At 62.0% G+C, this 22,587-nt stretch carries 17 protein-coding genes; 12 read left to right on the forward strand and 5 right to left on the reverse strand.

Features of this window, described 5'->3' with window-relative positions:
* The first annotated feature begins 40 nt into the window (after window positions 1-40).
* From VGN12_16990 to gltX, 4 genes are all read left to right on the forward strand, one after another.
* Window positions 41-1,102 (forward strand): DUF4465 domain-containing protein, encoded by a 1,062-nt coding sequence (locus tag VGN12_16990; protein HEY4311148.1) that lies wholly within the window; start codon window positions 41-43, stop codon window positions 1,100-1,102.
* A complete protein-coding gene (locus tag VGN12_16995; protein HEY4311149.1) occupies window positions 1,099-1,938 on the forward strand; it encodes a class I SAM-dependent methyltransferase in 840 nt (279 codons plus the stop codon). The genes VGN12_16990 and VGN12_16995 overlap by 4 nt, the downstream gene beginning before the upstream one ends.
* 195 nt (window positions 1,939-2,133) lie before the next feature.
* Window positions 2,134-2,982 carry a shikimate dehydrogenase gene (gene aroE / locus VGN12_17000; protein ID HEY4311150.1) on the forward strand — a complete coding sequence of 283 codons (849 nt, stop codon included), beginning with the start codon at window positions 2,134-2,136 and terminating at the stop codon, window positions 2,980-2,982.
* Window positions 2,983-3,171: 189 nt separating this feature from the next.
* Window positions 3,172-4,740: a glutamate--tRNA ligase gene (gene gltX / locus VGN12_17005; GenBank protein ID HEY4311151.1), complete on the forward strand. Its 1,569-nt coding sequence runs from the start codon at window positions 3,172-3,174 to the stop codon at window positions 4,738-4,740.
* Between the two features lie 131 nt (window positions 4,741-4,871).
* Here gltX and VGN12_17010 read toward each other — a convergent pair whose 3' ends face one another.
* From VGN12_17010 to VGN12_17020, 3 genes are read right to left on the reverse strand one after another with little or no spacing between them, the layout of a single operon-like run.
* Entirely contained in the window at window positions 4,872-5,975 is a 1,104-nt protein-coding gene (locus VGN12_17010; protein ID HEY4311152.1) for a Gfo/Idh/MocA family oxidoreductase, read from the reverse strand.
* A gap of 21 nt (window positions 5,976-5,996) precedes the next feature.
* The gene (locus VGN12_17015) at window positions 5,997-7,022 is read right to left on the reverse strand and encodes a succinylglutamate desuccinylase/aspartoacylase family protein (GenBank protein ID HEY4311153.1); all 1,026 of its coding nucleotides are present in this window, start codon (window positions 7,020-7,022) and stop codon (window positions 5,997-5,999) included.
* Between the two features lie 12 nt (window positions 7,023-7,034).
* Window positions 7,035-8,558, reverse strand: a complete 1,524-nt coding sequence (locus VGN12_17020; protein ID HEY4311154.1) for a sulfatase — start codon at window positions 8,556-8,558, stop codon at window positions 7,035-7,037.
* Window positions 8,559-8,743: 185 nt separating this feature from the next.
* Between VGN12_17020 and VGN12_17025 the strand changes: the two genes are divergently transcribed.
* The 8 genes from VGN12_17025 (at window position 8,744) to VGN12_17060 (ending at window position 19,174) form a co-directional block, all read left to right on the forward strand.
* Entirely contained in the window at window positions 8,744-9,214 is a 471-nt protein-coding gene (locus tag VGN12_17025) for an ABA4-like family protein (protein ID HEY4311155.1), read from the forward strand.
* 159 nt (window positions 9,215-9,373) lie between these two features.
* On the forward strand, window positions 9,374-10,570 hold the full coding sequence (locus VGN12_17030) for a hypothetical protein (protein HEY4311156.1): 1,197 nt from the start codon (window positions 9,374-9,376) through the stop codon (window positions 10,568-10,570).
* Between the two features lie 276 nt (window positions 10,571-10,846).
* On the forward strand, window positions 10,847-12,292 hold the full coding sequence (locus VGN12_17035; GenBank protein ID HEY4311157.1) for a c-type cytochrome domain-containing protein: 1,446 nt from the start codon (window positions 10,847-10,849) through the stop codon (window positions 12,290-12,292).
* Window positions 12,293-12,359: 67 nt separating this feature from the next.
* Window positions 12,360-15,701, forward strand: a complete 3,342-nt coding sequence (locus VGN12_17040; GenBank protein ID HEY4311158.1) for a DUF1549 domain-containing protein — start codon at window positions 12,360-12,362, stop codon at window positions 15,699-15,701.
* 279 nt (window positions 15,702-15,980) lie between these two features.
* Window positions 15,981-16,205, forward strand: coding sequence for a hypothetical protein (locus VGN12_17045; GenBank protein HEY4311159.1), 225 nt, complete (start codon window positions 15,981-15,983; stop codon window positions 16,203-16,205).
* A gap of 424 nt (window positions 16,206-16,629) precedes the next feature.
* Window positions 16,630-17,016: a hypothetical protein gene (locus VGN12_17050; protein HEY4311160.1), complete on the forward strand. Its 387-nt coding sequence runs from the start codon at window positions 16,630-16,632 to the stop codon at window positions 17,014-17,016.
* A 110-nt stretch (window positions 17,017-17,126) separates the two neighbouring features.
* Window positions 17,127-17,789 carry a hypothetical protein gene (locus tag VGN12_17055; GenBank protein HEY4311161.1) on the forward strand — a complete coding sequence of 221 codons (663 nt, stop codon included), beginning with the start codon at window positions 17,127-17,129 and terminating at the stop codon, window positions 17,787-17,789.
* Between the two features lie 197 nt (window positions 17,790-17,986).
* Entirely contained in the window at window positions 17,987-19,174 is a 1,188-nt protein-coding gene (locus VGN12_17060) for a hypothetical protein (protein HEY4311162.1), read from the forward strand.
* Between the two features lie 45 nt (window positions 19,175-19,219).
* Here the strand turns inward: VGN12_17060 and VGN12_17065 are convergent, their stop codons facing one another.
* Complete coding sequence (locus VGN12_17065; GenBank protein HEY4311163.1) at window positions 19,220-19,918, reverse strand: hypothetical protein; 699 nt, start codon at window positions 19,916-19,918, stop codon at window positions 19,220-19,222.
* Between the two features lie 319 nt (window positions 19,919-20,237).
* On the reverse strand, window positions 20,238-22,373 hold the full coding sequence (gene cphA, locus VGN12_17070; GenBank protein ID HEY4311164.1) for a cyanophycin synthetase: 2,136 nt from the start codon (window positions 22,371-22,373) through the stop codon (window positions 20,238-20,240).
* Window positions 22,374-22,587: the final 214 nt, after the last annotated feature.

Raw genomic sequence — 22,587 nt, forward strand, 5'->3', positions numbered from 1 at the left:
CGTTCTCCGATTCTTTCTTCCCTCATGTAGGAGTGTTTTCATGTCTCGGCAAACTGCGTTATTTATCACGGCGATCATCGCCGCTTGTTCCTTGAAGACCGCGCGGGCCGAAGTCGTCAATTTCGAAGATCTGCCCCTGGCGCCGGGTACTAGTTACACCAACAATTATCAAACCGGAGAGGCGACCTTCGAGAGTGGCGCGACCGCGGCGAATCCCAATGGCGGCGCGACGTTCAATTACAACGGCGAGTATGTCGACACCTCGTCATCGCCGCCGGTCGTGGTGTGGGCCGGTTGGTCGTACGCCAACACGGCAACTCCCGCCACGGCGTCGATCGGCGGGCCGGGCGATTACATCTATCAGTACGATGCGGCAGCTCCGACCGGCGCCGGCGGATCAGCGACGTACGCAATGGGCTACTACGACCCGTACAACAACGTGGTGCCGACGATCACGCTGCCAGCCGGCGAGCATCCGGTGAGCGTGCAAGTCACGAATAGCACCTTCACGGCGCTAGCGATGCAATACTACGACGGCTACACGCCCCTATATTCGACGGCCAACGCGGATCGGTTCACGCTGACGATCACGGGCTATGACGCGGCGAATCACGCGGTCGGCGCGGTGAACATGAACCTGGCGGATTTCAATCTCAAGGACACCGGGGCACCGTACGTCGTGCAGAATTGGACGAACGTTAATCTCGGTTCACTGTACAACGCGCAGACGCTCGCGTTTACGATGTCGTACGACAACAAGGATGGCGCGGTTTCGGATCCGGTCAACATCCTCACGCCGACGTATCTCGCGATCGACAATCTCAGCCTGACCAAGGTCTCCGGCGACGCCAATGGCGACGGCATCGTCAACGGACAGGACCTGGCGCTCGTATCCAGTTCGTGGCTGAAGTCGACGCCTGGCGCGGACGTCAATGGCGACGGCATTGTTAACGGTCAGGATCTGGCGCTCATGTCGTCGAATTGGTTGGCCACGCCGCCTGCAGCTGGAGCATCGGCCGCCGCGGTACCCGAGCCGGGCGCGGCCGCGCTGGCCCTGCTCGGTTTGGCGCTTGTGACGCTGGGCCGTAAACTGCGGCGATGAGCCGCGAACCGACCGACTTCGTTCACATCGCTCGCCAGCATAATCGGCGCGCGTGGGATGCGCTGGTCGCGCGCGAGCAACGTTTCACGCGCCCCGCGCGCGACGCCGACGTGTCTGACTCGCCCTCGATCGTGGCGGGGGATACATGGCTCGAAGGGGGCGTGAAGGGCCGGCGCGTGTTGTGCCTGGCCGCCGGCGGCGGACGACAAAGCGCGTTCTACGCGGCGGCAGGCGCCCTGGTGACGGTCGTTGATATCAGTCCGGCGATGCTGGCGCTCGATCGGCAAGTCGCCACGGAGCGAGGGCTGAACATCCGCGCCATCGAAACGTCGATGGACGATCTGTCGTGTTTCATGGCCGGCGAATTCGACGTCGTGATTCAGCCGGTCAGCTCGTGTTACGTGCCCGACGTGGGGCGCGTCTATCGCGAAGTAGCGCGCGTGATCGCGGCCGGGGGCATCTACATCAGCCAGCACAAGCAGCCGGCCAGTCTGCAGGCCGATGTGCGGGCAAGCACGCACGGCTATGAATTGACGGAGCCGTACTACCGCAGCGGCCCGCTTCCGGCGGTTGTGAACAGCCCCCATCGTGAAGAGGGGACTTTCGAGTTTTTGCATCGCTGGGAAGAGCTGATCGGCGAGTTATGCCGTGCCGGGTTCGTCGTCGAAGATTTGCTCGAGCCGGTGCATGCCGAGGCGCAAGCCGCCCCGGGTGACTTCGCCCATCGCAGCCGTTACGTCGCCCCGTATGTTCGCATCAAGGCGCGACGCATCGCCAAGGGGTCGGCCGGCGCGGCAGCCGAGGGCGGTTCTCAGGCGCTGTGGACCCCCACGTAACACACAGTCGGCCGATCTTGCCGTTCGGCATTGGCTCGGCATCCGGTCGACGCACGGCGCGGAGAGTTACAGTTTGGCGGCGGGGCGGTTGAAATTAGGCGTCGCTTGGGGGATGATCGAGGCCACACATCGCGAGCTCGCTGGCGGCGGGCAAGCACGATCTGATTCCCTTCTCAAAATCGACTGGTTACCGCAGTGCCCCGATCCGTCCTGCAAGAAGTCTGCGCTTTACTCGGCCAGGCCGTGGCCGGCAATCCCACGCAATACATGATGGAAAAGCTGTTCGTCCATCATGGGCTCGACTGGCGTTATTTGACGCTGGAAGTGACGCCCGAGGATTTGGGGGATGCCATTCGCGGCATCCGCGCCCTTGGCTTCCGCGGCGCAAATATTACCAAGCCGCACAAAGTGCCGGTGCTCGCGCATCTCGACCGGCTGAGCGACGCGGCCGCACTGATCGGCGCGGTCAACTGCATCGTCCGCGAGGACGATAAGCTGGTCGGCGAAAACACCGACGGCAAAGGCTTTCTGCAATCGTTGCGCGGCGTGATCGATCCGGCCGGAAAACGGATCGTGCTGCTAGGTGCCGGTGGTGCGGCCCGGGCGATCGCCGTGGAGTTGGCGCTGGCTGGCGCCGCCACGATCACGGTGGTCAATCGTTCGATCGAGCGCGGGCAATCGCTGGTCGATCGTTTGAACGAAAAGACTTCGACGCCCGCTGCGCTGATCAACTGGCAGGGCGATTACCACGTGAACTCCGAAACGGATGTGCTGGTCAATGCCACGTCGATCGGCCTGAACGACGAATCGGCCAAAGTGCCGGTGAAACTGGATGGCGCGCCGCGCCACCTGGTCGTGGCGGACGTCATTGCGAGTCCGCCCGTCACGCGATTGGTGCGCAAGAGCCAGCAGGCGGGCTTCAAGACGCTCGACGGTGTCGGCATGATCGTCAATCAGGGAGCGATCGGCTTCAAGCTGTGGACCGGTATCGACGCGGACGTGCAAGTGATGCGCGACGCGGCCGAAGAGTTTGTCGAAACGTAGGGTGTGCGGGCCGGGTGTGGGCAGACGTGCCAATGTTTCCCCGCGGGCGGGTGCAGTTTGGGGATGCAGCGTCTGGTTCGCTTGCAGCAGGCGAACCCAGCGTACCCCTTGGAGAGACTCGGCCGGCCCGGTCTAATCGGTGCTACATGGTAGTGACCTCGTAGTAGCCCGACAGGATATCGACGCATCGTGACTGTACGCACCCGCTTTGCTCCCAGCCCGACCGGATACTTGCACATTGGCGGGGTGCGCACCGCGCTCTTCAATTGGCTGTTCACGCGCCGGCAAGGCGGCCAGTTTCTGCTGCGGATTGACGACACCGATCAGCAGCGCAACGTCGAAACGGCGCTCGCCCCCATTTTGCACGGCTTCAAGTGGCTGGGCATCGACTGGGACGAAGGGCCGGACATCGGCGGTCCGCATGGCCCGTACTATCAATCGCAGCGCCTTTCGCATTATCAGCAGGCGGTCGATCGGCTGCTGGCCTCGGGGCATGCCTATCACGACTACGCCCGACCCGAAGAGATTGCCGCGGAGCGGGAAGTGGCTGAGCGCGAGAAACGCCCGTTTCTTTACAGCCGGACCTGGATGGCCGAGTCGGCCGCGGAGCGCGTCCGCTTTGACAATGAAGGGCGCTCGGCCGTGGTGCGGCTGAAGATGCCCCGCGCGGGGACGCTGGTGATCGACGACAAGATTCGCGGTCAGGTCGAGTTCGAATGGGCGCGCGAGCAGGATCACGTCATTCAGCGCACCGACGGCACCTGCCTGTACCACCTGGCCAGCGTCGTCGACGATCACGATTTCGAAATCTCGCACGTGATTCGTGCCGAGGAGCATCTATCGAATACGCCGCGGCAGATTTTCATACTCGAATCGCTGGGCTATCCGCGTCCGGTGTATGCCCACCTACCTTACGTGGCCGAGCCGGGAAGCAAGACGAAGCTCAGCAAGCGCAAGCTGGACAAGTATCTGAAGAATCGAGACTTCGCGCAGATTTATGAACATGGCCGAGCGATCGCCACGGCGTTGGGGCTCGCCCCCTCGGCCGAGACGTTCAATCCCGTAATCGTCGACTTCTACGAGCAGGTCGGCTACTTGCCTGACGCGATCATGAACTACCTGGTCCTGTTGGGCTGGTCGCTCGATGAGCGGACAGAGTTCTTCACGCGCCAGGAGATGGTCGCTAACTTTTCGCTCGAGCGCGTGAACAAGGCCCCGGCCAGTTTCGACCCGAAAAAGCTGTGGTCGTTCCAGGACCACTACATGCAAGAGTTGTCGGTCGAAAAGAAAGCCGAGATGACGCTGCCGTATTTAGAGAAGGCCGGCATCGTGGCCACGCCAGCATCGGCCGAGGTGCAAAATCGTTTGCGCCAAGTAATCACCGCGGCGGGCGATCGCTTGAAAGTCGCCGGCGACATCCTCGATTTCAGCGACTTCTTCCTGCCTGACGACCAGTTGCGTTACGACGAAGCGGCGTTCGAAAAGCAATTACGCGACGAAGAAGCGGCCGCGCGCCTGGCCCGCTTTCGCGACCGGTTGGCCAAGGCTGAGGGCTTCGACCCGGCCGCGCTCGAAAAAACTCTGCAGCAGTTCGTGACCGACGAGGAAATCGGCGTTGGCAAAATCATCCACGCGATCCGTGTCGCGGTCACGGGCAAGGCCGTGGGCTTTGGCCTGTTCGAAACGTTGGCCCACCTGGGCCGCGAAACATCAATCGCCCGCATCGATCGGGCACTGGCCCGACGCGCGTCGTCGTAGTCGTTGTCGCTAAGAGATTAGCCACCGAGTTCACCGAGGACACAGAGAGAAGAAATACGACAAGCCAGGTTGAACGTCTCAGTGTCCCAGCTTCTCCGTGCCCCAGTGTCTCCGTGCCTTCGTGGTGAAATCTAGCCGAGCATCGCCAGGGCGTTTTGGCGGTTTGCCAGTGGCATTTTCACCGGGCCTTGTTCGCGATGCGAGGCGAAGACGGCCATGATCATTTCGATCGTCGCGCGGGCGTCGTACATACCGCATTTCGGCTCGCGGTTTTCGCGGATCGCGTCGAGCAAGTCGAGCACGGCCACTTTATTGCCCGCCAGGGCGCTGCCATCGGTCAAAGGCTCCGGCTCTCCGAGGCCTGCGCTCGACACGTCTTGCCACTGCTTGCCACTGCGTCCCGGCGACCAATTGGGATCGTCCAGGTATTTCACGTTCGGCAGGTAACCGGTATCGATTTCGATCAAGCCGGCCGTGCCGCAAATCACGAGGCCGAATCGCGACGATTTCCCTCCGCCGCGGACCGAATTGAAATAGGCCGTGATGCCGTCCGGCATTCCGTACATGGCGCGGACATTATCTCCGGCCAAGGGGCCGAGGCCTTCGGGCCCATCTTTCACGTCTGCTCGCGTCACTGAGTGCCCCTCGGATAACAGCGTGCCGAAGCACCATGTTGGGTCGCCGCCAAAGGTGCGAATCAGGTTCATAATGTGTGAACCGAGAACGAATAGATCTTCGCCGCCGCCGCGCTGGTCGTCCTTGCCTCGCCCTCGCAATTCGAGCACGCGACCGATGCGACCATCGGCAATCATGCCGCGGATAATATCGATCTTCGGGCTATAACGAGTCTGGTGCGCAATCGCGAGTTTGGTATGAGTGCGTTCGCAAGCCGCGACAATTTCGTCCGCTTCAGCCGGTGAGCGACAGAACGGCTTCTCCATGAAAATGTGGATGCCGCGTTCCGCCGCGGCCACTGTCATGTCGCGATGCTGATCAACCCAGCGCGGCGCGATCGCGACGACGTCGGGCTTGATCTCGTCGAGCATTTGCCGGTAATCGGCAAAGGCGTGTTCGATGTTCAATCGCTTGGCTGCCGCGGCCAGGCCCATGCGATCGTCATCGGCCACGGCCACGACTTGCGTTTCCGGCACCTCGGCCCACACGGTATCGATTGCATGACCGTAATCGCCCCGGCCGGTGCGCCCAATCACTGCGACGCGTAATGGTGTGGCCATGCGAATCTCCTCAGCGGGCTGTTAGCGGTTCAGACTATGTGCATCGACATCATGTCCGATGCACGCGACACAATCGCCCTGCGCGACGAGCGATGGTCCGCGCGCGGCGAGCAACACACCGGCCGTGGGAGCTTGGATCGGAACGGGCGAGCGTTCGGGGCGTTCGAGAAAATGAATCTGCCCTACCAATTCGCCGGCCGCCACGTCGCGCCCCAGGTCGACGATGTTTTCATAAATGCCTGATTCGGGGGCGAAGCGATAGTCTTCACGATCTAGCGCCTGCACCCAGCGCGTGGGGGGCAGTCCGAGATCGGCGCGCGTTTCGACCCGGCCGGCCAGCAGGCCGAAGTTCCGCAGCACATTGCGCAACCCACGTTGCGTTGTGCGATGCACCGCTGCGGTGACATTTTCGGTTCCGCCCATTTCGGTCGTGATGACGATCTTGCCTTGTCGTTCGGCTTCGACGGGCAGCAGACCGGTACCCGCGATGTCGGCGTACAGAAACGAAAAGTCGGTGTTGAAGGCGGTGGTGCCGGCCATCATCTCGCGACGCTGCACAAGATCGGGAACCAGGTGCATGTGCGCACAAGGATAAAAGTCGAGGCTGCGACCGCCGGTGTGCAGATCGACGACGATATCGGCCAACGGGAACAGCACGTTCGTTAGATAGTGCGCGATGATCTCAGTGACCGTGCCGTCAGCGCGGCCGGGAAATGCACGATTCAGATTCTTGCCATCTAGCGGCGAGAGACGCGTGGCAGCTTTGGCCGCGGGCATGTTGATCGCAGGGATCAGGATCAGCCGGCCATGTACGTCCGCGGGCTCAAGTTCGCGCACCAGTCGCATGATCGCGACCTGGCCTGGATATTCGTCGCCGTGGTTGCCGGCCATGACCAGCGCCGTGCGTCCGACGGTGCCGTTGATGACCGTGCAAGGGATCAACAGATTCGCCCAGCCGGCCATGTTGTATGAATACGGCACGCACAAGTGGCCGTGCTGCTTGCCGGGGCGATCGAAATCGACGGTAGCGTGAATGGGGCTATCCATAAGAGCCTTTTATTAATTGTTCTTGTCGCTGCGCGGGGGCGCGGCGGAAGTTCTCATTTCTTCGACCGGCGGCAGGCAGCGAGCGAGGATCGCGTCGGCATCGGCATTTGATGCAAGTTCACGAGCACCTGGCGTGACATCGCGCATGTGCTGGGCGAGCTTATCGGTTAACTCGGCGACCCGCGAGGCTTGCTCAGGAAGCGCGGCGAGATTCACAAGCTCGTCAGGATCGTTTTGCACGTCGAACAGTCGGACGGTCTTGCCGGGCAGGGGCCGGCCTGATGTGTAACCATCCTGGCGCTCGCGTCGGCCGGTCGAGTAGACCAGCTTCCAACGAACGGTACGAATCGCGGCTTCTTCGTTCTCAGCATATTCGACGAAGACGCAGTCGCGATGTTGTTCGTTCGTGCCATCGAGCACGCCGGCCAACGAACGTCCTTCGACGGTCGTCGGTTTGTCGATGCCGCAGAGATCGAGCACGGTTGGCACTACATCGATCAGCTCGACGAGCGCCGGCGAGACGGCTCCGGCGGGAACGCGCGCGGGGAGGCGCATGACCAGCGGCACGCGAATCGCCGGTTCGAAGCTGCAATGTTTTTCGAAGCGGCCGTGCTGCCCCAGCATATACCCATGATCGCCGGTGTAGATAACCAGCGTGTCATCGCCGTGCCCCGCGGCGGACAGTGCGTCGAGCACGCGGCCGACATTCTTGTCCAGGAATTCGACCGACGTGTAATAGGCCGCGGCGATGCCCTGCTTTTCGCTGGTCGTGAGGTCGCGGAAGATGGCCGGTATCTGCGCGTCATCTTCTGGGGCCGCCTTGTAGACCGGCATCTGCGTGGGATCGATGCGGTCGCGGAACTCAACAGGGAAATGAAACGGCGAATGCGGCTCGTAGAAGCTGACCATCAGGAAGAAAGGTTTGTTGCTGCGGGCATCGCTTTCCGCGAGTTCGCGAGCCGCCGTGTCGGCGAAGAACGTGCCGGCCATGTCGGCCTCGTGCGCCGCATACGGACGGCAAAAACTATTCAGCCAAACGCGGGCCGGATCATGGAACGGTTTCCATTGTGGCAGCAGCTCGACGTCCGTTGGCAGCGGTTCGCGCTCTTGCATGGCTAGCCAGCGCCCGTATTCCGGCATGTCAATGCGCTTTTCGAATCCGTGTGCCAGCGCACTATTGAAATGCATCTTGCCGATACCGCAGGTGCGATAGCCGGCTTCGCGCAGCATCTCGGGCAACGTCACTGCGCTTTCCGAGAGTGGCGTCTTCAAGACCGTTACGCCGACGCGGTGTGGGTATCGGCCGGTGAGAAACGATTGTCGCGAAGCGGTGCAAACCGGCGCATTGCAGTAGGCATGCGAGAACCGCGTTCCTTCGGCGGCCAATTGGTCGAGCCGCGGAGTGCGTACCTGCCGATTGCCGTCGGCGCCGAAGACGTACGCAGCATGATCGTCCGCGCAAATCCATAGGACGTTGGGACGCGTGGCGCCGCGGGTAAGCGAGCAAAAAGAGATGCCAAGAAACACGGCCGCCATCAGCACGGTCCTGGGACGTGCGAAACCACGAGGTCTTCGCGGGTGCAGCGGGCAAGTGAGAAATCTCTTTCGATTCGATGCCGTCATGCCCCGATGATAGACTGGCGGAGCAGCGCGGGGGAGCCGATTGCCGCGCCCCCGGTCCGCGATTCTTTTCTCACGACACTACCAAGGTGGCGACGGCCATGAATCTTGAAATGTTTTTCGGCGTGGCCAGCAATATCGCGCTGCCCGGCTGGTTGCTGCTGGTGCTGGCTCCGGGGTGGCGGTGGGGCACGCAACGGATCGCGCCGTTTGTAATTCCGCTGATCCTGGCCCTGATGTACGCCTACTTGATGGTGACGAATCTTGCGAACGCCCAAGGGGATTTCGCCAGCCTGGCCGGCGTGCGCGGTTTGTTCGAGGTCGACGCGCTGCTGTTGGCCGGTTGGATTCATTATCTGGCCTTCGACCTGTTTATCGGCGCTTGGGAAGTTCGCGACGCGCGGCGATTGGGCATCCCGCACCTGTTGGTCGTCCCCTGCCTGATCTGCACGCTGATGCTCGGCCCGATCGGGCTGGCACTCTACTTCGCGCTGCGGGGGATTATGAAGCGGACCGTGTGGATCGACGATGGCGTACCGGCGATTGTTGTAGCGCCACCGGCGGCGAGCTGACGGCCCGACACGAAACAAGTGAAATCAATCGATACGCGGATGTTACAGCGAGTAAGTGGGCGTATTACATTTCGCGAGAATTGCATTGACCGGCGCCCTGGCGACCCCTAATTTGCAGGGGTTCTGGATTCTTCGGGATCGATCGATCGGGAGGGGGCCATGCGAGGCAAATCTTGCCGCTCGCGCACATTTCGGTTCGAGACGTTGGAACGCCGCGCGCTATTGGCGGGCGACGTGACCGTGACGGTCACGAATCACAACGTGCTGATTCAGAGCGATAATCAAGACGATACCGTCGTGATTCAGGGAACGAACAACGGCGGGATCGAAATCACGAGCTACGACGGCACCACGATCAATGGGCAAAACGTGCCGTTTGACATCCCCAGCGTTAACAACCTGACCATCAAAATGGGAGACGGTAACGACCACGTCGCGCTGGCGAGTCCGATTGTGCCTACGTTTATTATCGGCGGAGGAATACCATCGCAGCCTCTGCAGCAGCCGATTGACATTCAGGGAAATCTGTCGATTTCGATGGGCAAGGGGACCGATAGTGTCGACGTCGATTACGCCGATATTTCCTGGGGGATGACGGTCGGGTTGGGCAGCGGCAATAGCTCCGTCAACGTGTACAACACGACCGTCAATAAGAATGTCGACATTCGCGGCGGCAACGGAAACGACTCGATCAACCTGTCGGGAACCCCGGTGATTTATTATACGCGGGTGTCCCCTATGCCGCTGGCGACACCCGCCTCGATTATTGGGCTGGGGCCATTCCAGCCCACGCCCCCCAGCAACATCGTCACGCATGTGCAGATGGTATCGCTGGGTACGATCATTCATGGGAGTGTGTCGATCGCTCTCGGCAATGGCGGCGACTCGATCGGCCTGTCGCAATTGCGCGTCGACGGCAGCCTAATGATGACGACCGGGCAAGGGCGCGATGTGATTTCCCTCGGAGTCGCGCCCACCGTTTTTACGCCCGGGTCCGTCAACCTCATCGGCACACCTGCCACGACGACAACACCATCCACCAATGTCACGATCGGTGGCGTGCTGTCGCTCTACACAGGGAACGGTGGCGACGATATCTCGATGGATTCGGTGCAGGCGAAGGGGATCGTACTGGTGACCGGCCAAGGGGCCGACACCGTCTCAGTGGCCAACGCCACGGCCGACGTGTTCTTCGCTTCGCTGGGTGGGGGCGACGACTCGCTCGACGTCGGCGGAGGGGGGGACAACATCGGCAGCTTCCTGGCCTTCGGGGGCGCCGGGAACGACACCTTCCTTAACGCCACGAGCAACAGCTTCAAGCACAAGTCCCTCTTCCTGTTCGAGGAACTGGGCTGATTCCGGCACCTGTCGTGCTCCGCGAACCGCGGGGGACGCGTGACTGGCAAACTGTTTGCTTCGTCTATCCGTGCCCGCTTATATTAGCGGGTTGAGGGGGCCGGGCGTCCGCGAGTGCGGCGCTGGGCCGATTTCACGTTTTGTCGCTGCTGCCGAGGGGCGGTTGCGACTCCCGCCACGGCGAGCCGAGACTTGCCGAACCGTGAACCGGCGAACCCCTGCCCCGCGCGTGCCAGCCTGCCTGTTGTTCGAATCACGCATTTTTCGAGGTCGCGGATGAAACTCATGCGCCTGGTCCTCTTGAGCTTTCCGGCCGTGGCTTTGCTGTGGTGTACGCCGGCACGGGCCGAAGGTCCGAAGCCGGCCGAACGTCCGCCGGTCAGCTTCTATCGCGATATACGGCCGATCCTGCAGGACCGTTGCCAGGGATGCCATCAGCCTGCCAAGGCACTCGGCGGTCTAGCGCTGACGAGTTACGCCGCGCTGAAAAAAGGGGGCGAGAGCGAGCACCCGGGTGTCGTGCCAGGCAAGCCGGACGAGAGCGAGTTGCTGACGCAAATCCTGCCCAGCGGTCAGGAGCCGCCGGCCATGCCGAAGGGCGCGCCCGCGCTCAAACCGGACCAGGTCGAACTGGTGCGCCGCTGGATCACCGAAGGAGCCAAGGACGATACGCCCGAGGCCACGGAGATCGCCGTCGATCGTGATCATCCGCCGACCTATGCCGCGCCGCCGGTATTGACTTCGCTCGATTTCTCGCCCGACAGTTCGCTGTTGGCGGTCTCCGGTTACCACGAGGTGCTGCTGCACAAGACCGACGCCGCGAGCGAAACGTCCGGTAGTATTGCCGCACGCCTGGTCGGCTTGTCGGAACGGATCGAATCGGCCCGCTTCTCGCCCGACGGTAAAAGTCTGGCCGTGACCGGCGGTTCGCCAGGACGTTTCGGCGAAGTACAGATTTGGGACGTGGCGACCGGCAAGCTCAAGTTATCGTCGTTGGTCACGTACGACACGATTTACGGCGCGAGCTGGTCTACGGACGGCACGAAGGTGGCCTTTGGATGTGCCGACAACACGTGCCGCGCGATCGAGGCGGCGACCGGCAAGCAGGTCTTCTTTCAAGGTGCCCACAGTGATTGGGTGCTCGATACGGTGTTCTCGGCCGATAGTTCACACCTGGTGAGCATTAGCCGCGACCGCTCGATGAAATTGAACGAAGTCGCTACAGAGCGCTTCGTCGACAATATTACCAGCATCACGCCCGGCGCGCTCAAAGGGGGCCTGATGACGATCGACCGCAACCCGAAGAACGACGAGCTGCTGGTCGGCGGCGCCGATGGCACGCCGAAGATTTACCAGATGCATCGTACGAAGGCGCGGCAGATCGGCGACGATTTCAACTTGATTCGCGCCTTCGAGGCCATGCCGGGGCGCATCTTCTCGGTGCGCTTTAGCGCCGACGGCGCACGAATCGTCGCCGGCAGCTCGAGCGACGGAGCAGGCGAAGTTCGCGTTTATAACGCGGCCGACGCGAAGCTTGTGTCGCGATTTGCCAGCGAACATGGGGCCGTGTACAGCGTGGCCTTTCGACCCGACGGTAAGGAAGTGGCCGTCGGCGGTTTTGACGGTATGGTGCGGATCTACGACCCCACGTCCGGCAGTATGTTGCGTGAGTTCATGCCGGTGCCGCTGGCGCCGGCCGCGGCACAACAGGCGGCACGATAAGGCCCACGATTTGACAAGCCTGTGAACGAATATCAAACGATCAATCACCACGAAGAGTTGATTCGCTATGAATCGCATCAGGAATGTAAGACCGGCGACCAACGGAGTATTTCTCGCGGCAGTGCTCTTGCTGCTCGCCACATATCCGGTCATGGCCAATGACACTCCGACGGAAAAGTTGCCCGACGGCATGCAGGTCGTGGCGCTCGAGGCGCTGCCGACGTCGATCGCGCTTCCGAATCGTTACGCGTACGCGCAGTTGCTCGTGACGGGCGTGCTGGCTGATGGCACAAAGATTGATGCGACGCGGATGGTCATGGTTGAGGATTCGGCCGGCCTGGTTAAGTGGAATGATCATCGCCTGGTTCGTCCCACGGCAGACGGTGACACGGCGCTGCGCATCACGCTGGCCGGGCAGACAGTTTCAGTCCCGGTGAAGGTGACGGGGCAACAGCAGGATTATCCGGTCGATTATGTGCGCGACGTGATGCCCGCGATGTCGAAAATGGGTTGCAACGCTGGCACTTGCCACGGCTCGGCCAACGGCAAGAACGGTTTCAAGCTTTCGCTGCGGGGTTACGACCCGCTGTTCGATCATCGTGCCTTGACCGACGATCTGGCCGGACGCCGTTTCAATCGCGCTGCTCCGGATCAGAGCTTGATGTTGCTCAAGCCAGCCGGGGGCGTACCGCACGTCGGTGGCGTGTTGACGCATCCCGGCGAACCGTATTACGAGCTGTTGCGGGCCTGGATCGCGGCCGGCGTGAAATTGAACCTCGATACGCCGCGCGTGGCGAAGATCGAAGTCTTTCCGCAAGGGCCGCAAGTTCCGCTGCCGGGCATGAAGCAGCAGGTCATCGTGATGGCCACTTATGCCGATGGCGCGGTGCGCGACGTCACGGCCGAGGCATTTTTGGAAAGCAGCCTGACCGACGTCGTCGAGGTCGATAAGCAAGGTCTGGCCACTGGCACCCGGCGTGGCGAGGCTTCGCTATTGGCTCGTTATGAAGGCGCCTATGCCGCGACGACCGTCGTCGTGATGGGGGATCGCAGTGGCTTTGTGTGGCAGGATCCGCCGGCCAACAACCATCTCGATACGCTCGTTTACAACAAGCTGCAGAAGGTAAAAGTTCTGCCCAGTGAACAGTGCTCCGATGCGGAATTCCTCCGCCGGGTGTATCTCGACCTGATCGGTGTGCCGCCACAACCGGAAGTCGTTCGCGCATTTCTGGCCGACGCGCGCGAAACGAAGATCAAGCGCGATGAAACCATCGATCGGCTGATCGGTGGCTCGGAGTTCGTCGATCATTGGACCAACAAATGGGCCGATTTGCTGCAGGTGAACCGCAAATTCCTGGGCGAAGAGGGGGCCTGGGCGTTTCGCAATTGGATTCGCCAGGCCCTGTCCGACAACATGCCCTACGATCAGTTCGTCTACAGCGTGCTGACGGCGTCAGGTTCGACGATGGAGAATCCGCCGGCTTCGTACTACAAGGTTCTCCGCGCGCCAGTGGATGCGATGGAGAACACCACGCAGTTGTTCCTGGCGGTGCGGTTCAATTGCAATAAATGCCATGACCATCCGTTCGAGCGCTGGACGCAGGATCAGTATTATCAGCTAGCGGCCTTCTTCGCGCATGTCGGTCGCAAGGCCGACCCTGAGTTTGCCGGGCGAAATCTCGGCGGCACGGCGGTCGAGCAGGCGCTCCCTCTATCGGAGATCGTCTTCGATCAGGGGGCCGGCGAAGTAACGCACGAGCGGACCGGCAAGGTTTCGCCCCCCTCGTTCCCCTACAAGTACACGGGCTCGGAGAGTTCCGCGGCGCCGTCGCGTCGCGATCAATTGGCGCAGTGGATCACGTCGAAGGACAATCCATACTTTGCCAAGAGCTACGTCAATCGCATTTGGAGTTATTTGTTGGGGGTCGGCATCATCGAGCCGATCGACGACATTCGCGCCGGTAATCCGCCGACGAATCCCGAATTGCTCGACCGCCTGACGGCCGATTTCGTCGGCAGCGGTTTCAACGTGCGTGAGCTGTTCCGCGAGATTTGTAAGTCACGCGTTTACCAGCAATCGTTGGCGACCACGAAATGGAACCAGGACGACGACATCAACTTCTCGCACGCCCTCGCGCGCCGCTTGACGGCCGAGACGCTGTACGACGCCGTGCATACGGCCACGGGCTCACGTCCGCGATTGCCGGGTGTGCCCGAGGGTTTCCTGGCGAGTCAACTGCCGGACGGCGGCGTTGAGCTGGCCGATGGCTTCTTGAACCTGTTTGGTCGCCCACCGCGCGAAAGCGCTTGCGAGTGCGAACGTTCGACCGGCGTGATGCTGGGCCAGACGTTGAACCTGGTGAACGGCCCCACGATCGCCGAGGCGATTGCCGACCCGACGAATCGGATCACGTCGCTCGTCGCCGCGCAGTCGGACGACACGAAGCTGGTCGAAGAGCTGTTCGTGGCGATTCTCGATCGCTTTCCCTCCAGCGAGGAATCGGTTGCCGGCATTGCCGCGATCAACGCCGCGAAAGAGGAATACCAACAGTTGCAGGCAAAGCTCGACACGTTCGAACGCGAACAGTTGCCTGCCCGCCAGACAGCGTGGGAGAAAGAGCAGCAGGTCGTAACGTGGAGTCCGCTGACAATCGCCGCCGCGAACTCGACGGGCGGAGCGACGTTAACGCGACAAGCCGACGAGTCGCTGGCCGTGTCGGGGGCGAGCCCCGTGACCGATATGTACACGCTGCTGGGGACGACGAGCCTGCAGGGAATTACGGCGCTGCGCATCGAGGCGCTGCCCGACGCGAGCCTGCCGTCGAGCGGACCGGGACGCGCCGCGAACGGCAACTTCGTGCTGGGGAACGTCCGCGTCACTGCGGCGCCGCTGAGCGATCTTTCGGCCGGTAAGCCCGTGACACTGCAAGGGGGCGTGGCCGATTTCTCGCAAGAAGGGTATCCGGTCGTTAACGCAATTGACGGTGACGCGAAGTCGGGCTGGGCCGTTAGCACGCAGGCCGGCAAGCCACACGTTGCGATCTTCGAAATTGCCGAGCCCCTCGGTGCGGTCGGAGGCACCGCACTGTCGTTAGTGCTGGACCAATCGTACGGCGAACAGCATACCCTGGGGCATTTCCGTATTTCGGTAACTACCGCCCCCAAGCCGGTGAAGCTCGACACAACTCCGGCCGCGGTGGCCGAGGCGCTAACGGTCGCCGTGGCGCAACGCACTCCTGAGCAACAGTCGGCAATCACCGCCTATTACCGCACGCAAGATGCGGACTTGACGCGTCTGAATTCGATGGTCGAAGCCGCCCGCCAGGCTCACGGCCAGTATCGTTTGCAGGGGGCTCAAGACCTCTCCTGGGCTTTGATCAACAGCCCGGCGTTCCTGTTCAATCGCTAGCAGGTGCGCCGGATAGGCCGGCCACGCGGGCTGAACGCTCACTAGGGTAAAAACCCTATCCCTGGGGGAGAGGGTAGGGTGAGGGCGTGCGGACTTCAAACGGCGCACTGCCGAAACGGTAACGCGTCGTACCGAGACCACATCGTCGCCTGCAGCGCATCTTGGCGCGCCTGCATATCCGGAACTTCGGCGCACTATGTTTTCCGTAGCGGTCGGCGCTTGGGGCACGGGGCGTCTGGACTGCGGTCTGTCGTCGACACCCATTCCGAGGCCAGCACCATGACTCTCGCAACGCAGGCAAAGCAGGAAACGACAGAGCAAGGCAGCTCGACCAATTCGAAACAGAAGCTGTACGTAGTCGCTTTCGCGTCGCTCGGATTATTGATCACTGTGCAGTTTCGCAATCTGTTTCCTCCACGGCCGGAAGCCACGTCTACCGCGCAGCAAACGACGGCGCCCGAATCGCAAGAGAACACATCGACAGACGATTCAACCGTGAAATAACGAGATTGTCGATCGCTCTCAGGCCGTTCGGATTTCCAACGCGCTGCCGGCGCGTTGGCGATGGGCTCGTTTCGCACTGTAGATTGCGCGCAATTAGCGCAAGCGGACTCGCTCCGCTTCTACCCCGCTCGGTTCTACTGAGCATCAATGTTCGCCGCATGTAGGTCGGCGATCCATTCCGCGGTCATCTCTTCGCGCGGAGACGTTGCATTTCCTCAACACGCATGTTCACAATTCACGACGATCTGTCGTGCTATGCGATCAATTTCGACGTCGCATACGGGGGGCAAATCTGCAGTAACTATCTGTTGATTTCGGAATGAACAAAGAGGTTGGCGATCGTGCAAGAAAAATTGGCATTGGTTTTGCTTTGAACACCGGTCAGCACGTCGTCGTATACGTCTTCCAAGTTCGGGAAGTCAGCATGTTCAGTAGTGACCCTCAAGGCGGGGGCTCGGAATGCCACGAGCCGCTCGATCCTACAAACGGAACGAACCACATATTCGCGGCGGGGGCGCCGACCGCGTCCGGGAATTCCGCTCGCTCGATGCGGCACCGCAAATTTTCGCGAACTAACTCCTCGCGAGGAGAGCCACTGGTCGTTGAGCTGCGCGATGCGCAGCTCATTCCGACGACGGTGCTCGACGAATCCCACTTGGGACTGTCGCTTGGCGTCGGTGATGCGACGCTATTTCGTCCCGCGCAATCGGTTTTTGTGCGCCGTCGCGGTGTGCGAAACGCGGCCGTGATCAAATACGTGCTGCGCGATGTGGCTCTCGCCCGAATCGGGCTCAGGCTGTATCCCCTCTAGCAGCCGCCATGCTTTTGCGTTCGTCGAATCGTCGCGTAGGACCTCGCGACGTGAATCCCCGTTGTCGACCGTTTTGCACAAAGTCCTTCCCCAGAGCGAGAATTAGTCGAATGGTGCACCACACTTTTGGTTCGGCAGCTGCTGTAAGAAATGCCGTGGGCTCAGGTCGCCAATCGGTCGACGCGGAAAATCGAAATCCTGTCGCCGCGCACGCTGATGGCGGCATCCCCGAAGCACCGCAGGCCGGCTCTTCCGCCGGCGATGACGATGCCTCGATCGAAGAGTACATGGTCGGCCTGCTCGACCGCATGCGCCGCAAAGCCCGCGGTGAGGATGCCACGGTCGTCGTAGCGGCGAAGGAGTCGGTCGAGGAAAGTGCGCCGGAAGCGGAACCCGTGATCGAGAGTGGCGAGCCGGAGCAATGGTTTGTGCCGAGCGTGTCGCGCGAGCAGAACCCGCTGGTAGGACTCGATCTTGGCGCCATGCGCGCGCTGGCCAGATCCCATGCTGGCGCGGCCATCGACAAGCATTCGCGGTCGAGCCTGAAATTAGCGACTAACCGCCAGGGACTAATCGTCTTTGCCTCGCTGATTTCCGGATTCTTGTTGACGGCTTATTCGAAGCATGTTCCGGTAACGTTCGTGCCGGGCATCATCTGCTTTGCCGTGGCCATTGTGTGGGGGCTCAGCTGCGTGAATGCGATCTTGTCGCTGTTGCACGATTCCGCCGAGAGCGGAGCGTTCGGCTCGCAGGAAGAAGGCGCGGCGGTTTAAATCGTTCCCCCGCGTGTAAGGAGTTCGCAGAAGCCGGCACGCGGCCGGGGGCTGGCAGCTTGCCAGACCCAGAGTTCGGGGCGCCGGACGGTCCGGGGTTTTTGACCTATGTTTGTCTTAGTAAGGTGCGCGCCGAGGCAGCGGCACGCCCGTCGGCTTCGGCAAACACTCCGTCGACAAACTCGGGGGCCAGCATCATGAATCGCGCGGCACAGTTCTGGCGAAATTCCGTGCAGAAGCGGCTTCCCAAAGATTCCAAGCAGCAGTTGTATTGGGTCGCCGTCATTTCCTGCGTCCTGCTGATCGTCGTCCAGACGCACAAGATCATGGTGTCACGATTGTCGAGTGCGTCAGCGACAACCACTGTTGAAGCGGAGAATACGCCGCCGCCGACTGCCGTGGCGTTGCAAGAAGCCGAGCACACAGAATCTGTTGCCAGCGATCCGATGACCGTCGCCCGAACGGAACGCGACGAGCCGGTGTCGACAAGCGGTGCATCTCCGGAGCCCGCCCTCCCGCCTCGCGATGAGGCAACCAGCAGCGAGCAATCTTTCGCGTCTTCGCAGGCGCAAGACACAAATCCCGAAGCACAGTCGGCTCACGACAGTACGGTCACTGTGAAACAGGTCTTCGCGGCCTTCGGCGGTGATCCGACGCCGGCCGTGGCTGTCGAGGCGCAAGAGCAAGTCGACGTCGGCGCGAAGAAGCTGCCGCTGTTCGCGATCATTAGGCGGGAAGTCGATCGCCGAGCGGGCCGCTTTCGAGATGCTGACGCACGCCATCGTGCCTTTGTGGTTTTGTTTGGTTCGCCGGCCGAGCCTGTGATGACCTCTACGGCGTCGAGCGCCGTTGACAGCGCAGCTGAGGATAGTGCGAATCCTCAGGAGATGCCTTCGGCAGAGCTGGCTTCCGAGAATGTATCTGCCGAGAGAGCAATTCCCGAGAACGCAACCGCCGATGGCGATACAATCGCGGCTCAGCCGTCTGCTGAGAACTCCGCCGTCGTCGAAGCGGAAAGAACTGACGGTGCCAGCAACGCCCGCGCGCTCGATCAGGTATCTGCGCCTCAGGTATCTGCGCCGCAGAGTGACGTTGCAGGCGGGGCGCAGACTGCCGAGGCCGCGGAATTACCGCCGGCCGAACTCGTCATCGTGAATCCGCTCGAGAACGGTGGCGTGGTATTGTTTCTGCTGGATGGCCAGATGTTCTCGCTGAGCCCGGGCGAGTCGCAGAACTGGCCTGCCGATCATGATCGGTCGATCGCGTTCCACCGCGGCGAGAGCTTTGGCGATTTCCGGACGGCGCTCCACAGCGGCCGGTACACGTTCCGCGTCGGGGCGCAAGGGTGGGAGCTGGTGGCCGACGAGCAGGAGAGCCCGCGCTAGGGGGTGCTCCTTGTCGTCACGGGCCGCCGGAATGTGCTGCGAAGCCTAACCGCGGAACCAGTCCGTCTTGCCGAGTGCCGAGGGGGTCGGGATCTTCGGTAGCTTGTTGCGCGGTGGCGACTTCTTCGGCGGCTCGCGCGTGACGTCCGCCGAATCGGGCGTCGGCTCGGGGGATGTTTCTACAGCTCGGTCGCTGATCACTTCGCTTCCCGCGGGAGTCGGCTCCTGGTACGAGCCTTGCGAGCAACTCGCGCAGTTGGCGCACGTGCCGCAGGTCGAGCAGCCTTGGCCGCATTTGCTGCATTTGCCTCCCCAGGTGACGAGCTCGGGCGTGCAGGTATCTTTGTTGCAACGGTAATACAAATACCGGCCGCGCCCGCAACTGCAATGGTTGCAGCGCGGCTCGCCGCAGTAGCCCAGCCAAGGATCACAGCAGGCCGGCACACCGGGCCACACGGACATACCTCCCGGCAGGACTCCGAAATCGGGACGCGAGCCGAACCATCCTCCGCCGTTTGCGACATATCCACCCGAAAGCTCGCCAGCGGAGTAGGCACCTTCCTTCTCTTCGACCTGTTCGCCCGCGGCCTGCGAGGTCAACCGAGCCGAGGGACGGCGCGTCGCCTTGGGCACTGGCTTGCCGCCGGCCATTGCCACGTAACGGATGCCGCTTTGTGCCGACGCATGGTCGGCCAGCAAGAGAGCAATTGTCGCGACGGCGACAGGCAATGCGAACGACTTCATAGCACGTCCCTGTACGTTTTGGTAAACCGTGCGGCCTGTGTGGACCGCAACGATCGACGCGGACCTTGCCCGTTATGAAAGAAGTGCGGGAATCGGGACGCAGTCGGCATGAAACCGATCGACCGCGTCACTTTCTTGCAGTCGGTCGGAAAGGGGCAGGATGGTGAGAAATCGCCCGGCCCGCGTCACAAGACGTTCGTGCGCTTGCAAGCAAGGCAACCAAGGCAAAGTTTACGGCGATATGCTCGGTTAGCAGCCGCTGAGCCTTTCCGCTTTCCCCGCGCGATCAGACGGCAGGCACTTGCGCAGCACCCGCCACCTAGGTAACGCCGCGCGATAGCCCGCGTGCGATTTCGTCCAGCGAAAGCCCCAGAGCCCAGGCCGCGCCGGCAGCCGCCGCGGCATAATCCGTCTGCGCCAGATCGGGTTGTTCAGGCCCGTTCCCAGGGAGCGTGATTTCGACGGGCAATTTATCCCCGGCGAACATCCGCAGCCGGCCCGGGGCGCTCAGCACGACGCGCCCCCCTTTGCTGCGATGCGCGAGCGCGATCGCATTCCGCGGATCGCGCGTGAAATAAATCAGCGAACCCCGGCAGTGTTCAGCCATGGCCGCGGTGGTCGGTTCGTCGGCATTCAATACGGCCCAGCCGCGTTGTTTCGCCACGGCCTCGACGACACAGCGCTTGAGCACCGAAATCTGTTCGGCGCGCTCGGCATCGTTCAGGTCGTCCCGATGTTCGTGGTCCACGCACGTCACGACGGCCACGTCGCAGTCGTCGAAGCCGAGCCCTTCATCGCGCACGCTCTCGGCGCTGACTTCGCAAACGGCCCATTCGACTTGCGGATGTTGCAGAATTGCCTGAGCGCCGTCGTAGCCGCTGGCGTCGCCGGGCTTCACGAGCTTGCCGTCACGAAATACGCCGTCGCTCGTAGCAAGGGCCACCGGACCGGCGCCACGTTGGAGAATGGCCCCGAGTAAACGTACCGTGGCGGTCTTCCCCTTGCTGCCGGTCACGGCGACGAGCGGGATGCGACCATTCTCGCCTGGCGGAAACATTGTCGCGACGATCGCTTCACCCACGGGGCGCGGCTTGCCCGAGGCCGGCTGCACGTGCATCTGCAGACCTGGCCCGGCGTTGACCTCGACGATCGCGCCTCCTTGCTCTTCGAGCGGGCGGCCAATGTCTTCGGCCACGATATCCAACCCGGCGATATCCAGACCCACGACCGCGGCGGCCTCGACGGCGCGCGCTGCCACCTCGGGATGAACGCGCTCGGTAACGTCGGTATCGACGTTGCCATTGCGCTTAATCAGGATGCGCGTGCCGGCCGCGGGAATGGAGTCCGGGCGGTAACCCTGCTGCTCGAGCGCCAGGGTCGTGATCGGGTCGAGCTCGATCGTGTAGAGCAGGCTCGAGCAATCTTCACCACGGCGCGGATCAGAGTTGAGTTGCTCGTCGATCAATTGCGCCACATGGCGCGATCCATCGCCGACGATCACGGCCGGTTCGCCGCGCGAAGCCGCGATGACGCGGCCGTCGACCACGAGTAAACGATGCTCGGCGCCTGGCGCGAAGCGTTCGACTAGCACACCGCTGCCGATGCCATTGGCGTAGGTAAACGCCGAGGTCACTTGTTCGCGCGTCGTAAGCCCCGTGAAGACGCCGCGACCGTGGTTGCTGTCGCGCGGCTTTACCACGACGGGCGTGCCGATCTCCTCCGCTGCTTCCCAGGCATCGTCCGCATCGGTGGCGGGACGCCCCTCGGGCACAGGCGCACCAATCGTGCGCAGCAAACGTCGGGTCAGCTCCTTGTCGTGCGCAATCGACTCGGCGATGGCGCAGGTGCGATCGGTTTCGGCGGTCAGGATGCGGCGTTGCCGGGCACCCCAGCCGAGCTGCACGAGGCTGCCCGTATTCAAGCGATGGGTCGGAATATCGCGTGCTTCGGCCGCGTCGACGATCGCGCGCGTGCTGGGCCCCAGGCATAAATCATCTGCCATGTCGCGCAGGCGATCGAGTTCTTCCTTGATGTCGAAGGGAGTTGCATAGACGGCGGCCTGATTCAGGCGCATGGCTGTGCGAAAACATTCCAGGCCGAGCGTGGCGTCCTCGAACTCGATGACGACCTTGTAGACCCCTTCCTCGGTTGTCTCGCGCGCCTTGCCGAAGCCGACGTTGCAGCCCACCAGTTGCTGCAGTTCGAGCGTGACGTGTTCCAGGATATGTCCCTGGTACGTTCCGCGTCGCAAACGCTCGAAGAATCCCCCCCGTTCGCCGATGCTGCAGCGATGTTCGATCATCGACGGCAGCCAGGACATGACCCGCTCGTTGAAGCCGGGCAAGATGTTGGACGGAGAGTCCTTTAGCTCTTGGAGATCGATCAGCGCTTCGAGCACGGGAAACCAGGCCCAGGTGTTCGAGCCGCGCAACGTGCGAATCCGGCGAATTTCCATAAAGGCGGGATTTTTGGAACGGTGTTTGCAACTGCTTGTGCGGGCCGACGTTGCGTAACGTCGGACGGGTTTGATTAAGCGCTGGCCGCACAGCTAGCCTGGCAGACAAATTTGCCCCAGGTCAGCTTTACGGGCATGTCGCGGCCGGTCAAGGGCCGCGCAGCCGGAACGGTGGGAATCATCGGACCTACAAGGGTTTTAACGATCTGATTTG

The sequence above is a fragment of the Pirellulales bacterium genome (assembly GCA_036499395.1).
Classification (GTDB): Bacteria; Planctomycetota; Planctomycetia; order Pirellulales; family JACPPG01; genus JACPPG01.